Origin of the sequence: Maccoyibacter intestinihominis (genome assembly GCF_040096355.1) — a bacterium.
Lineage (GTDB): Bacteria > Bacillota > Clostridia > Lachnospirales > Lachnospiraceae > Maccoyibacter > Maccoyibacter intestinihominis.
Genome location: NZ_JBBMEX010000002.1, coordinates 145,587 through 159,041, shown reverse-complemented (window position 1 = coordinate 159,041; position 13,455 = coordinate 145,587). Strand labels below are relative to the sequence as shown.

Sequence of the window (13,455 nt, the reverse complement as noted above, 5' to 3'; positions counted from 1 at the left end):
GCTTATTTCCATTCAGCGTCTGCTTCACTTAAAGTCTTAAATTGCCCCAAAAAGTCTTTTGCCGCATCCAGGCCTACAATACCACTGTCTGTCACTTCTGTTTCTGATGCCAGTTTTTCACTGATTCCGGAAATTGCGACCTGATAAGTCTTTCCTTCCTCCAGTTTCAGATTTTCAGGATTTACCAGCATATATGGATAATTTTTGCCTGTACCAACTGCATCATAACCTTCTTCATACAATGCCTGAATCTGTTTTCCTGTCAGTCTGATTGTATTAATCGTCCGTGACCAGCCAGTCGGAAGAATGGTACAGACATCATAATCTGTAATATTCTTTGCATACAGTTTTCCGCTCACGCCATCATTGTTCTGGTTCGTGCTATTTCCACTGACCCATGTTCCAAGGGATATAAGAGCAATGTCACTTCCGGTCGCCTCGGCAAAACATCTGCCCACCAGCTTTGCACAGCTTTCCTGTGAGATTTCCTCTGTGGCTGTTGTGATCACTTCCGGCTGGTTATTTACCACGCTGTTCTGATCCTCATCCAGCTGGTCTGCCACATCCTTTATTGATGCCTGATCCTGCATGAATTCCAGCATTTTTGTTCCGGTATTTACAATCGTATTTTCCCATCCGGAATAAATAAACGGTGTCGTATTCCCTGCATTGATCATATCTGAAATATCTGCATAGAAGGTTTCATCCGCCTTTGCATCTTTGAAAGGAAGTAATCCTGCTTTTAATGTGCTATCCGGATACAGGGCGCTGGTTCCTTCTACCGTAGACAGCACCTTCATGACTTTTAATGCATCTTCCAGTTTTTCAGGATTATTCTCCAGCTTTTTACTCAATCCATAAAAACGGTTTACATTTAAAATAAACACATTCCTGCTTCCGTCTTCAGACAGATATGGCATCAGACCAAATTTGTCCGTTGTATCTTCTGCGTCCATAATGCCATTCTGTGGTCCCAATAGAAACAGCGAGTTTCCTTTTATAAAAGCTTCTCTTGTTTTGCCATCATCTGCCGGATCACTATTGCTACAGTCAAGCATCCCAAGGTCTTTCCATTTTTGGATATATTCCATACTTTCCATCATGCCTGGTGTATTGCTTACATTTGCCTTTCCTGACAGGTAATCTTTCTGCCACTGCTTTCCAGACATGGTACTAAGGAATCCCGCATCCGCAATATTACATACATACTGAAAGGCGGAACCAGGGTACTGAATCTGTGCCATACATAACGTAACTCCTGCTTCTTTTGCTTTGTCTGCAAGTTCTTCAAGCTCTGTAAAAGATGTTGGCAGCTTCCATCCATTTTTCTCAAGCAGTGTTTTATTATAAGTGATTCCATAACAGTTGTACAAAGATGGAAGCATATAAAGTGCCCCCTCATCGGATACCTCTTTCAGGCGTGATTCCACATAATTATCTGTAAAATCGTATCCAGAGAGATCAATCATCTTATCACTGACATCCACCACATCTGGCTTATAAAAAGTTTGTGTGCAGATGTCCGGAAGATCATCCGCCTCTAACATATTCTGCAGATAGGTTGTTGTATTTGCTCCGCTGTACGGAACAACTTCCAGTTCAATCTCCGGATAGGTTTTGTGTACTTCTTCTATGAAGCTGTCTATATCCAAATAAGGAGCCATAAAAGTAATTGCTTCGTGTTTCTTTGGTGTTTCATCTGTTTTCCCACACCCTATAAGTCCTGTTGCTACTACACATGCCAGAATAAGACATACACTTTGTACTTTTTTGATTTTCATATTTTTCTCTCTTCCTGATAAAATCATTATTGTTACGTCTGTGAAATAACACCGTAAAAAAGTACCGTCAGACAGACAGTGCACCTCATTTTATGCAACTGGCTGCCATTTCACAGGCCCTGTAGCTTTGCGTCCCAGACTTTCATCTGGTTTGCCAATTTCCTTAATATAGCCTTAATCTTATGCCAAAAAATGATTTTATTATACTTTAACGCTCAACTATACATAAGAAAAATTTACCGTTTTAGCGCCCGAAAAACAAAAAAGAACAGCCGATACATATACTCGAACTGTTCTTCTACTTCCGAAGTCCACGCAGCATTGACATTACTGTTTCCTGCTCATTTGTACTCAGATCGTTCCATATCCCTAGAACTTCTTTCTGTTTTTCTGTCAGATTCTCTGAATTACCTTCCTGAAAAAACTGCGATAATGTCACGCCCAAAGCTATACATATTTTTTCAAGTGTGATCAGCGACGGCAGGTTTTCCTGCACCATGATTCTTCCCAGTGACGACTGGGAAATTCCCGACAGTTGCGATAATCTGTATTTACTGATATCACGCTTTTCACATAAAGATGTTATTTTATCCGCAATATACTTCTCTATCTGCAAGTAACTATACCTCATTTCCGCTATTACATGTTTTTATTGTACCTGTAATAATGAAAAAATATTAGTAATCAAATTTGCAAGTATTCATTCCCATTATAGGAAGTATAGGGATAAAAAAATATAACGATACTTTCGTTTCCGCAAAAGTCATTTTCGCTTATATCGTTTTTATAATAGCACAGACAGTTATGTTTCTCACATAAAAGTTTGAGACCTCAAACAAAAAAATAAGCCTGCCATTATCCCCAAGATGAAATCCCAGTTCTTCCAGCCACTTTCCTTTTAATGTAATTGCCGGAACTGTCTCATATTTATAAGCGCTCTGTCCACAAACCTTCATGTTTCTTACATTTTTCTTTGCCATAGAATTGACTCCTTTCAGATTTGACTAATAGATTTTCAGATAAAAAGAAAAAGCCGCTGACACGTTATCTTCTAACGCATCAACAGCTTCTATCCTGCTTTAATTCAGTGTATTATTCGGTTTTGTAAAGGTTTATTTGCTTTCAGCATTCTCCCTGATACGGTAATAATCATCCATATCAATGCCTATTTTTACCTTGGCATCTGGTTTTCGTTTGCCCAAAAGGCACACAGTCTCTATCCCGGTCGTCTGCGGGAACATATCCACACAGCAGATCCGCTCTGCCTCATACCCTCTCGCTAACAACACCTCTAAATCCCTTGCAAGGCTCGTTGGCTTGCAGGAAATATAGACCATCTTTTCTACTCCGTAGCTGATGATCTTTTCTAATGCCTTGGGATGGATCCCGTCTCTTGGCGGATCTAAGACAATGAAATCCGGTTTTTGTTCAATGTCATCGAGCACCTTTAAAACATCGCCTGCTAAAAATTCACAATTCTCTAAATGGTTACGTTTTGCATTTTCTTTCGCTGCTTCCACCGCTTCTTCAATGATCTCTACTCCGATCACCTCTTTGGCAACCGGGGCTAGAATCTGTGCGATCGTTCCGGTTCCACTGTAAAGGTCATAGACTACCTTTCCGTTTCCTGCATCGGCAACATACTCCCGTGCCGTCTCATAGAGTACCTCCGCTCCAAGAGAGTTTGTCTGGAAAAATGAAAACGGCGAAATAGAAAAATGCAGTCCGAGCAGTTCCTCATCAAAATGATCCTGACCATATAAAAGTTCCGTGCGTTCATTAATCACGGCATCGGCCACACTGTCATTTTCCGTATGCAGGATTCCGACAACCGTTCCCTCTAAATCCAGGGAACAGATCATAGATACCATTTCTGATAACAGTTCTTTTGTATCAATACCCTCGATCATCTGCGTGGTCGTTACGAGGTCAATTAAAATCTCTCCGGTCTTGACGGCTTTTCGTACCAGCAGATGACGCAGATAACCCACATGACCCATTTTATGATAAAAAGGAACCTGACGCTCGGTAAAAAAGTCCAGTACACCTCTTAAAATTTTCGAATAATCCTCATCCACGATACGGCATCCGTCCACCGTTACAATATCATGAAAACTTCCGCGTTTATGCATTCCAAGACTGAGCGGGCCATCCTTGACTTCATCTCCAAAAGAAAACTCCATTTTATTGCGATAAGCAAGACTTCTCGGACTTTCTTTGACACCCTCGAAAATCTCATCTAACTCATAACCTGCATTCAAAAGCACCGGTGCTAACAGATTTTTTACCTGCGTTTCCTTGATCTTAAGCTGCTCTTGGTACGGTACTCCCTGATACATACAACCGCCGCATTTTCCGAAATAGGCACACTCTTCTTCTGTCTGAAGCGGGGACTTTTCTATGACCTCTAAGAGTCTTCCCTCTGCCTTGCCTTTTCTTTTTTTATTGATGGAAAAACGGATTTTTTGTCCTTCGATGGCATTTTTTACAATGACCTTCTGTTCTTCTCCTTCTACACTGACAATTCCCTTATTTGGAAACGCCACTCGTTCTACAATTCCTTCTAAAACCTGTCCTTTTTTCATACATACTCCTATACCTATACTCAACAAAAGTGTGCTTCGCACACTTCCACACTCTATTTTCATTCGTAACACAGCTTTTGTTCCGCGCGCGAGCGATGCTGCATAGCAGCTATTTACTCCTCCGCGAGCTGTGCATCTTCGCCCGAAGGGCTTTTTACTCTATAGGAAACACGACTTTTATGCTTTAACATAACATGGTATTTCCTATAGAGCAAAAAAAGGACTGCAATATGATTGCAGCCCTTTCGTATTATTCTTTCTTATTCTGAATCTGCATCGTCCTCAAATTCATTCTCATCTTCGTCAAAGAAGTCTTCGTCCATTTCATCGTCGAAGTCATCTTCAAAATCCTCTAAATAATCAGGTGCAAAGAAACGATATACAGCATATGCAATTCCTGCTACTGCTGCTACAATTCCTACCACTGCAAGTACTTTGAGAACCTTGTTATTTTCTTTCTCTTCTTCCTCTTTTTTCTTTAATAACTCGTTTAACATCTCTTCTACTCTGCTCATAGCCACGCTCCTCCATTTCCATATGCTGGTTACTGTTTGATTTTTTTCAGTATATCATATTTTTTCCTAATAGCCTATACATAATTCGTAAATTTTTAAAAATTTTATACTTTTTTTAGCTTTGCAAAAGAAGCAAACATTTTTTTCACACCGACCTTATCAAAGTCCACAGTTACCTCATAATCACGTCCGCCCTGCACGATATTCTGCACCGTTCCTTCGCCAAATTTCATGTGTCTGACGCGGTCTCCTTCCTGATAGCCGAGCGATGCCGGATTGCCCGGTGTTCCAAAGGATTTTTCCGGTTTTTGCGGCATACCGTATGGTTTTGCCCGGAAGATCTGCTTTGCCTGCTGATACGTTGCCGCTTTTGGCTCTTTATGCTCTTTTTCTTTACGGACAGCACCGCTTAACAGTTCTCTTGGGATTTCTTTTACAAATCGTGATACTTTATTATATTGTGTTTCTCCACGAACCATTCTCTGTTTTGCACAGGTAATGGCAAGATTCTGTTTTGCTCTTGTGATCCCCACATATGCCAGACGGCGTTCCTCTTCTAATTCCGCTGCCGCATCGTCTGCCACAATGCTCATATAGCTTGGAAACAGTCCGTCCTCCATTCCTGCAAGATATACCTGCGGGAACTCTAACCCTTTGGCACTGTGGAGTGTCATCAGAATAACATAATCCTGATCTTCATCGAGACTGTCGATATCAGCAACTAATGCAACCTCTTCTAAAAATCCGCTCAGACTCGCAGGCTCTCCGTTTTCTTCACAGACATCCTCATAGGCTGCCGCCTTGCTGATCAACTCATCAATATTTTCAATCCTTGCCTTTGCTTCCTCCGTATCCTCGGCCTCTAATTCCGTCACATATCCGGTCTGCTCGATAATATCCCTTAACAGCTCTGATACGCCTAAAATTTCCGCTTTAGAACGCATGGATTGGATAAACATTACAAACGGTTTGATCTTTGAAGCGGCACGGCCTAATGTGGTGATCTCTTCTGCACCACGCAACGCATTGTAAAAGCTGATATCATGGGCATCTGCATATTCCTGCACACGGTTTAAGGTTGTCGCTCCGATCCCGCGTTTTGGCACGTTGATGATCCTCCGCACTGCTAAATCATCTCTTGCATTGTCGATCGTTTTTAAATAGCACAGTAAATCCTTGATTTCCTTTCGCGCATAGAAGTTGACTCCGCCAACAATCTTGTAAGGAATCCCGCTGATGACAAAACGCTCCTCAAAAAGACGTGACTGGGCATTGGTACGATACAAAATGGCACAGTCTTTATACTGATAATCACCGGCCTCTACTTTTTTTCTGATATCTTTTGCTATGTAGTCTGCCTCTTCATATGCCGTATCAAACTGTTCAAAATCAATCTTGTCTCCTGTGCCGTTTTCTGTCCAAAGTGCCTTTTCTTTTCGTCCTTCATTGTTTTTGATGACTCCGTTTGCAGCATCTAAGATGGTCTGTGTGGAACGATAGTTCTGCTCTAACTTGATCACTCTGGCATTTGGAAAATGTTTTTCAAAATTTAAAATATTATAGATATTCGCACCACGGAACTTGTAAATGGACTGGTCATCATCACCGACCACACAGAGGTTCTGATATTTGGACGCTAATGTCCGGATCAGTTCAAACTGTGCCGTATTGGTGTCCTGATACTCATCGACCATGATATAGCGGAATCTTTCCTGATAGTAGTCAAGCACCTCTGCATCCGCACGGAACAGCTCTACTGTTTTCATGATCAGATCGTCAAAATCCAACGCATTATTCTTTTTTAATGCTGCCTGATATTCCCGGTATACCTTTGCCTGACGCTGTCTGTTGTAATCTCCCACTGCGGACAGTTCAAACGCCACAGGGTCCATCAGTTCGTCCTTTGCAGAAGAGATCGCATTTAAAAATGTCCGCTCTTTGTAAATTTTTGTATCAATCTCTAAACGTTTACAGATGTCTTTCATCAACGTCTTCTGGTCATCGGAATCATAGATCGTGAAATTGTTATCAAACCCCAGCCGGTCTATATGTCTGCGAAGAATCCGTACACAGGTGGAGTGGAAGGTGGATACCCAGATGCTCTCTGCCCCGTATCCGACCTGCTCACTGATACGCTCCCGCATCTCTCCTGCGGCTTTATTCGTAAAGGTAATTGCCATGATATTATAGGGATTGACGCCCTTTTCTTCTATTAAATAGCCTGTCCGGTAGGTCAGCACACGCGTTTTTCCTGAACCCGCTCCTGCTAAGATCAGTACCGGTCCTTCGGTCTGAAAGACGGCTTCTTTTTGCATATTATTTAACTTCTCGTACATAAAATTCCCCTTATCTTTCTTTTATCTCTGTTAAAGGCTAGCATTTTTCTGTTTCAGTGTCAATCTTTAAAAAATGGGTTTACGTCAAAACTTTAATATGCTAAAATTTTAAGTAAACAAAGGACTGACCAAAGGAGATTGATACTATGAGTAAAAATGTTCATACTGAGGCAGTGAATCATTTATTTGATGCAATTCTGTCTTTAGAAAATAAAGAAGAGTGTTACCGTTTTTTTGAAGATGTCTGTACCGTCAATGAGCTGCTCTCACTCTCGCAGCGTTATGAAGTAGCACGAATGCTGCGCGCACAGAAAACTTATCTGGATATTGCAGAAAAAACCGGAGCTTCTACTGCAACGATCAGCCGTGTCAACCGCTCGTTAAATTACGGAAATGACGGTTATGATATGGTATTTGAGCGGGTATCTGTAGATGATGATTCCGAATCCTAAGAAGAACCGATAACAGACCTGATCAATATATTCAAAATAACAGCCGGAGAAAACTAATAAAATACTACTAATACTAATAATACTGAAATTACACTAAAAATAATACCGGAATCATAGGTGAAACTTTGCCATGCCAATATGATGCACTGGCTCTGTCCCACTCATGATTCCGCTTTTGGATTCGTTAGATTATTTTATTCTTCTATACTTCTATTTCTTTGTCTTTTTCGCTTCTTTTTTAGCATCTTTTTTAGATTCTTTCTTATCCTCCTGCGGAAGGGAATCGATTATTTTTTCAATCAGCGTCTTTTTGATATACACATCAAAACTCAGTTCACAGATAAATGCAAATGTCTGTAAAAATTCCCTGTCTTTTTCTGAGAGATCCTCACAATCTAAAAAAGTCTTCTGGCTGATACTATACTTTCTCGCTAAATCCTTTAAAAGATTCTTTGTCTCCTCACTTTCTAAACTGAACACCTCACTGTAGATATCCGTCATACCCACGGAACTTTCCTTGTCTGTTCCAAAATACTTGTCCGTGATCGGGTTTAATATCCGCTGGATATCACTGATGCTCAAAATATTTTTAAAATAGTAAATAAAGATCAGACAGAGGATATGCTCTTTGGTATATTTCTTCTTCTCCGGTGGCGGGATCAGATTATTCTTCGCATAGTTGTTGATCATCGTCTTTGTCAGGATCTTGTCCTCAGGATAACGCTTCGATGCCTCTAACTGGGAATCCATAAACGTAGTGACCTGATCCATATATAAATCAATATTCGGCAGATCCTCCGGCTTTATATAGTCGATTCTATGCAGAACATCGGTCACTGCACTTAAGAAGTCTTTCATATCTATTGTCATAAATTCACCTCGAATTATATTATATAGTATTGAAAACTACTTGTAAAGACCTCGATGCTCTTTTTCATGTATGATCAGGGTGTTAAAAGGCGATTCCAAGTTTTTTGATTGGCAAATTGCACAAAGCCGGGACTGCTTTTGTGACTTTGGACGAAAGTTAGTAAATCTTAGTCTGGCTGTTCATGCATAGTGTTTTGCTGCCATGGACGGCAGCAAAAGTCTTAAGCCCCATGGACGGGGCGTTTAAGACGTACACGTCATTCCATCATAACCTGACTCAGGCAGACTTAGATTTTCTTATTTTCGTACAACGGAACAAAATAGACTCAGCTTTGTACAAGTTGCCAGCCACTAAGTTGTGAGGCGCCTTTTGACACCCTAATCCATATATATATAATAGTTCAGATACTGACGGATCAGTTCGGTAGAAGTATTCGCGATCAGTTCCTCCGGAAAATCCACACTCTCTAATACGTTTACGGCTTCACTGTGATTTCCTACTGCATTGTCTGCATGGGCATCCGAATCCATGATCACCGGCACCTGATATTCCTTGCAGTATGCAAGCATTTTTTCATAGGACTCTCTTGGATTTCCACGATAGCTTGTCGGTAACAGGGAAGAATTGTTGACCTCTAACAGCACATGATGCTCCTTTGCCCCTAATACTAATTCTTTATAATCAATAGGAAATCTTGCATCGTCAGGATGTCCGATAATGTTGACATATGGATTTTTCATCACATTCAGATAGGCTTTTGTATTTTCCACAATCCCTCCGCTTGTATAGCACGGCAGATGCATACTTGCAATTCCAATGTCCATCTCCGCAAGCACTCTCTCTGTTAAATCCACATGACCCTCCGCATCTAAAATATTTAATTCGACTCCATGCAAAACAGTCATTCCATCTTTTTCTCTCGGAAGAATCCTGAAATTCTGAAAATACACCTCTGTACAGCTTCCGTTCATCCGTGGTGCATGCTCGGTAATTCCGTAAATTTCCAGCCCCCGCAATTTAGCGGCTGCAATCATCTCATTCATCGTATTGTAAGCATGTCCGCTCGCAATGGTATGTGTGTGCAAATCCAAAATATCTTTCATGTCAATCACTCCTCGTATCGTATCTCTGATTTGTCCGTATGTAGTATAGCACAACCTTTCGCTTTTTTCCATAAAGATTCAAATATCTACAGGATATTTTCTCAATGTCTTGTTGTAACTTACACCAGTCAGATATAGAAAGTTTCTTTTTGTGCAATGGAAATGAAACTCAGGAAATCGTGAAACCCTCTGGTGCACACGATTTCTGATTTCAGAGGTTCATTGGAATGGTTTGCACAAGGAAACTTGGAATATCTGGCTGGTGTAAGTTACAGAGTATACAAAAAAATATTATGTGGATACTTGAATGTTCTCATATTTCCCTTAAATAGGGACATCCTAACTTTAAACTTTAACGGAGGTATTTTTATGAAAAATCAAAACACGATTGAATTATTAAAGGAATGTGACGCTGGCACTAAGATGGCAGTGGCTTCGATTGACGAGGTACTCGACTTTGTGCACGATGATAATTTAAAGAATCTGCTCACGGAAAGCAAAGAACACCACGAAACCTTAGGGAACGAGCTGCACAGTCTCTTATCGGAGTACAACAGTTCTGACAAGGAGCCTAATCCGATTGCAAAAGGAATGTCCTGGATGAAAACCAATATGAAACTGAGTATGGATAGCAGTGATGCTTCGATTGCGGACCTCATGACCGAGGGTTGCAATATGGGTGTCAAATCTCTCTACAAATACCGAAACCAGTACGAGGATGCCGACAAAAAAGCCTTAGACATCTGCGACCGCCTGATTAAGATTGAAGAAAAGCTGTGTGAAGGTATGCATCCTTACCTGTAATCTTTACATTCCTCTAACATTTTTTTTATTTTGGCATACGCTAAACTAAAAACAATCGGAGGATTCTATGAAAAAGAAATGTATGGTTCTGTTTCTGAGTCTTTCTATGGTTCTGACACTGTTTGTCGGATGTTCCGATTCTAAAGACTCCGAAAAGCAACTGCAAAAAGTCACACTGAACGAAGTGGCTCACTCTATTTTCTATGCACCGATGTATGTTGCCATCGAAAAAGATTATTTTAAGGATGAAGGCATTGATTTAGAACTGGTAACCGGTTTTGGTGCTGACAAAACAATGACTGCCGTGCTCTCGAATGAAGCGGATATCGGCTTCATGGGACCGGAGACGACAGTCTATACCTATAATGAAGGTGCAAACGATAAAATTGTAAACTTTGCACAGCTCACCCAGCGTGCCGGCAACTTCTTAGTTGCAAGGGAAGAAATGCCGGATTTTCGCTGGGAAGATTTAAAAGGCAGGAAAGTCCTTGGTGGTCGGTCAGGTGACTGACACAGCACCATGTAACTTTCTTGTTATATGATATTTTCATATAACATGTTCTATTTAAGACTTATTATTTATCTCTGCACACGTCCGCTGGCATCTCCACCTGCTAACTTCAGGACTTCTTCTTTGGATACCAGATTAAAATCTCCTTCAATGGAATGTTTCAGACAGGAAGCTGCCACCGCAAACTCAATTGCTTTTTCAGAGTCGTAACCCTCTAACAATGCTGCGATCAGACCGCCGCCAAAGCTGTCCCCACCGCCTACACGGTCAACGATGTGCATAGCGTATTTTCTGCTAAAATAATAGTCTGTTCCGTCAAAGAGCATTGCCGACCAGTTGTTGTCATTTGCAGAAATAGATTCTCTTAAAGTAATGGCTACTTTTTCAAAACCAAACTGCCGGGCTAACTGTGACGCAACCTCTTTATAGCCTTCACGATTCACGCTGCCTGTGATGACATCGGTGTCTGCTGCATGAATGCCAAAAACATCTGCCGCATCTTCTTCATTGGCAATACATACATCCACATACCGGCAGAGTTCTCCCATCACCTGTCCGGCTTTTTCTTTGCTCCAGAGTTTGTTACGGTAGTTCAGATCACAGGAAATCTTCACACCCATTTTTTTTGCAGTTTTGCATGCCTCTAAACAGATTGCCGCTACCTCGTCGTTCAACGCTGGAGTAATCCCCGTAAAATGAAACCACTCGGCTCCTTCTAAGATTTTTTCCCAGTCAAATTCTTCTTTGAGGGCAGAATAGAGTGCTGAACCGGTACGGTCATAGATGACTTTGGACGGTCTTTGCGATGCTCCTTTTTCCAGATAATAGATGCCGATGCGTTCTCCGCCTCGTACAATCTGTGACGTATCTACTCCGTATTTTCTTAGGGAATTGACTGCTGCCTGTCCCAACTCATGCTGTGGAAGTCTTGTGACAAATGCAGCATCAAATCCATAGTTTGCCAAAGACACTGCTACATTCGCTTCTCCTCCTCCATAGGTTGCCCCTAATTTGTCCGCCTGCACCAGACGGTAATATCCCTCCGGTGCTAAACGCAGCATAATCTCTCCAAATGTAACCACTCGTTTACTCATAGCTTACCTCTCTTCTCTCTTTTAAAACTGCAATATTCCCTTCTACCCTCTTTTTATTCAACGGATAGATAAAGATCAGACAAAGTCCCACGCCGATATAAAGGATTCCCGGCACTAACGTTGCCACATTGTAGATCCCGCCTGCCACTTCTGCGGTCTGCACCTGAACAGTCGAATCATATCCTACGAGTGCCAGTGCATATGCTCCCAGACCTCCGGAGAGTGCCTGTCCGATTTTTCTTGCAAATGAATATACTGCATAGATCGTTCCATCCTCACGTTTGCCTGTCCGCACCTCCTGATCGTCAATGATATCTGTAATAAATGCCCAGATGATCAGATTAAAAAAGCCAAAGCCAAAATATCCGATCACGGAAATGGCAATATACACTGCGGCGGATTTTACCTGAAGTACGAACATTAACAGGCTCGCGATCCCGCCGAGGATACAGCCGACTGCTCCCACTTCTTTTTTTCCGTATTTTCTGGTGATCGGCACGGTAAACGGTGCCATCAGAAGCATTGGAAGGATTCCGGCAACACTCATTACCGCCAGTGCTTCTTTATTTTTAAAATAGTCCACAAAAACGTACTGGTTGACAGACTGTGTCATCAGGGATGCCAACAACAATAAGATTGCGGCTGCGATGATCCCAAGCAGGGCTCTGTTCGAAACAAGCGCTTTGACGGTTTCTTTGAAGCTGACCTGTTCCTCATGGTGTGTCGGGGCGATTTTTACCCGTTCCGTGGTCATAAAATAGCACAACAGATAACAGCCGATTGCCCCTAGGGAAAAGATCCCTGCGATCAGTGTAAAACGCGGTCCATGCACAAGCTGGTTGCCCGCTGCATCGGTCGTATAAACCAACATCGGTCCACCGACACCAATGATAAGTCCCGCCAACGTTGCCCCCACACTGCGATAAGTGGAGAGTGCGGCACGGTCATCGGAATCTGCACTTAAGACAGATGCCATGGAGCCGTATGGGATATTGATCGAAGTATAAAAAATGCTACCCCACAAGATATAAGTGACAAACATATAAATGACTTTGACCGTCATGGATGCACCCGCTAACGAGGACTGGTACATCAGAAAACTTGAAATTGCGACCGGAGCGCACATCCGACGCAGCCATGGACGGAATCTTCCGTCTTTTTTCGGATGCATCCGGTCTACGATCCTTCCCATTGTCACATCGGTAAATGCATCTATGCATCGTGCTGTCAGGAATAAGGTTCCCACAAGTCCCATGCTGATCCCTAATACCTTTGTGTAAAAAATCATCAAAAATGTACTGGCAAACAGAAATGTAAAATCATTTCCGAAATCGCCAAACATATATCCTACTTTATCCCGCCAACCGAATGGACGGACTGTCTTTTCTCTATCCATGGTATTC

13 protein-coding genes and 1 riboswitch are annotated in these 13,455 nt (G+C 41.8%); of the genes, 3 read left to right on the top strand and 10 right to left on the bottom strand.

What is annotated here, in order from left to right:
• Nucleotides 1–2 precede the first annotated feature (2 nt).
• From WMO43_RS02700 to pcrA, 6 genes are all read right to left on the bottom strand, one after another.
• Nucleotides 3–1,781: an extracellular solute-binding protein gene (locus tag WMO43_RS02700; RefSeq protein ID WP_353529850.1), complete on the bottom strand. Its 1,779-nt coding sequence runs from the start codon at nt 1,779–1,781 to the stop codon at nt 3–5.
• A 90-nt stretch (nt 1,782–1,871) separates the two neighbouring features.
• Nucleotides 1,872–1,947: riboswitch (cyclic di-GMP riboswitch) on the bottom strand.
• A 132-nt stretch (nt 1,948–2,079) separates the two neighbouring features.
• Complete coding sequence (locus tag WMO43_RS02695; RefSeq protein WP_353529849.1) at nt 2,080–2,397, bottom strand: helix-turn-helix domain-containing protein; 318 nt, start codon at nt 2,395–2,397, stop codon at nt 2,080–2,082.
• Between the two features lie 157 nt (nt 2,398–2,554).
• The gene (locus tag WMO43_RS02690) at nt 2,555–2,761 is read right to left on the bottom strand and encodes a SymE family type I addiction module toxin (RefSeq protein WP_353529848.1); all 207 of its coding nucleotides are present in this window, start codon (nt 2,759–2,761) and stop codon (nt 2,555–2,557) included.
• Between the two features lie 132 nt (nt 2,762–2,893).
• On the bottom strand, nt 2,894–4,366 hold the full coding sequence (gene rlmD / locus WMO43_RS02685) for a 23S rRNA (uracil(1939)-C(5))-methyltransferase RlmD (protein ID WP_353529846.1): 1,473 nt from the start codon (nt 4,364–4,366) through the stop codon (nt 2,894–2,896).
• A gap of 260 nt (nt 4,367–4,626) precedes the next feature.
• Nucleotides 4,627–4,881: a DUF4366 domain-containing protein gene (locus tag WMO43_RS02680; RefSeq protein WP_353529844.1), complete on the bottom strand. Its 255-nt coding sequence runs from the start codon at nt 4,879–4,881 to the stop codon at nt 4,627–4,629.
• 104 nt (nt 4,882–4,985) lie between these two features.
• Nucleotides 4,986–7,217 (bottom strand): DNA helicase PcrA, encoded by a 2,232-nt coding sequence (gene pcrA / locus WMO43_RS02675; protein WP_353529842.1) that lies wholly within the window; start codon nt 7,215–7,217, stop codon nt 4,986–4,988.
• Nucleotides 7,218–7,363: 146 nt separating this feature from the next.
• On the opposite strand from pcrA, the gene WMO43_RS02670 reads away from it, so the two are divergent.
• Nucleotides 7,364–7,669, top strand: a complete 306-nt coding sequence (locus tag WMO43_RS02670) for a YerC/YecD family TrpR-related protein (protein WP_353529840.1) — start codon at nt 7,364–7,366, stop codon at nt 7,667–7,669.
• 210 nt (nt 7,670–7,879) lie between these two features.
• Here the strand turns inward: WMO43_RS02670 and WMO43_RS02665 are convergent, their stop codons facing one another.
• Both WMO43_RS02665 and WMO43_RS02660 read right to left on the bottom strand, forming a co-directional pair.
• Nucleotides 7,880–8,539: a DUF1836 domain-containing protein gene (locus WMO43_RS02665; RefSeq protein WP_353529839.1), complete on the bottom strand. Its 660-nt coding sequence runs from the start codon at nt 8,537–8,539 to the stop codon at nt 7,880–7,882.
• A 378-nt stretch (nt 8,540–8,917) separates the two neighbouring features.
• Nucleotides 8,918–9,643 carry a phosphatase gene (locus WMO43_RS02660; protein WP_353529837.1) on the bottom strand — a complete coding sequence of 242 codons (726 nt, stop codon included), beginning with the start codon at nt 9,641–9,643 and terminating at the stop codon, nt 8,918–8,920.
• A gap of 369 nt (nt 9,644–10,012) precedes the next feature.
• Between WMO43_RS02660 and WMO43_RS02655 the strand changes: the two genes are divergently transcribed.
• Together WMO43_RS02655 and WMO43_RS02650 are read left to right on the top strand one after the other, a co-directional pair.
• Nucleotides 10,013–10,447, top strand: coding sequence for a hypothetical protein (locus tag WMO43_RS02655; protein WP_353529836.1), 435 nt, complete (start codon nt 10,013–10,015; stop codon nt 10,445–10,447).
• 67 nt (nt 10,448–10,514) lie between these two features.
• Nucleotides 10,515–10,958: an ABC transporter substrate-binding protein gene (locus tag WMO43_RS02650; RefSeq protein ID WP_353529834.1), complete on the top strand. Its 444-nt coding sequence runs from the start codon at nt 10,515–10,517 to the stop codon at nt 10,956–10,958.
• Between the two features lie 68 nt (nt 10,959–11,026).
• Here the strand turns inward: WMO43_RS02650 and WMO43_RS02645 are convergent, their stop codons facing one another.
• A complete protein-coding gene (locus tag WMO43_RS02645) occupies nt 11,027–12,052 on the bottom strand; it encodes a sugar kinase (protein ID WP_353529832.1) in 1,026 nt (341 codons plus the stop codon).
• A complete protein-coding gene (locus tag WMO43_RS02640) occupies nt 12,045–13,448 on the bottom strand; it encodes an MFS transporter (RefSeq protein ID WP_177963403.1) in 1,404 nt (467 codons plus the stop codon). The genes WMO43_RS02645 and WMO43_RS02640 overlap by 8 nt, the downstream gene beginning before the upstream one ends.
• Nucleotides 13,449–13,455 lie beyond the last annotated feature (7 nt).

Bases quoted from the DNA above. Each gene is read 5' to 3' on its own strand.
- WMO43_RS02670 (WP_353529840.1), top strand. From the start codon at position 7,364: ATGAGTAAAAATGTTCATACTGAGGCAGTGAATCATTTATTTGATGCA.
- WMO43_RS02690 (WP_353529848.1), bottom strand. From the start codon at position 2,761: ATGGCAAAGAAAAATGTAAGAAACATGAAGGTTTGTGGACAGAGCGCT.
- WMO43_RS02660 (WP_353529837.1), bottom strand. From the start codon at position 9,643: ATGAAAGATATTTTGGATTTGCACACACATACCATTGCGAGCGGACAT.
- pcrA (WP_353529842.1), bottom strand. From the start codon at position 7,217: ATGTACGAGAAGTTAAATAATATGCAAAAAGAAGCCGTCTTTCAGACC.
- WMO43_RS02665 (WP_353529839.1), bottom strand. From the start codon at position 8,539: ATGACAATAGATATGAAAGACTTCTTAAGTGCAGTGACCGATGTTCTG.
- WMO43_RS02640 (WP_177963403.1), bottom strand. From the start codon at position 13,448: ATGGATAGAGAAAAGACAGTCCGTCCATTCGGTTGGCGGGATAAAGTA.
- WMO43_RS02680 (WP_353529844.1), bottom strand. From the start codon at position 4,881: ATGAGCAGAGTAGAAGAGATGTTAAACGAGTTATTAAAGAAAAAAGAG.
- rlmD (WP_353529846.1), bottom strand. From the start codon at position 4,366: ATGAAAAAAGGACAGGTTTTAGAAGGAATTGTAGAACGAGTGGCGTTT.
- WMO43_RS02655 (WP_353529836.1), top strand. From the start codon at position 10,013: ATGAAAAATCAAAACACGATTGAATTATTAAAGGAATGTGACGCTGGC.
- WMO43_RS02700 (WP_353529850.1), bottom strand. From the start codon at position 1,781: ATGAAAATCAAAAAAGTACAAAGTGTATGTCTTATTCTGGCATGTGTA.
- WMO43_RS02645 (WP_353529832.1), bottom strand. From the start codon at position 12,052: ATGAGTAAACGAGTGGTTACATTTGGAGAGATTATGCTGCGTTTAGCA.
- WMO43_RS02650 (WP_353529834.1), top strand. From the start codon at position 10,515: ATGAAAAAGAAATGTATGGTTCTGTTTCTGAGTCTTTCTATGGTTCTG.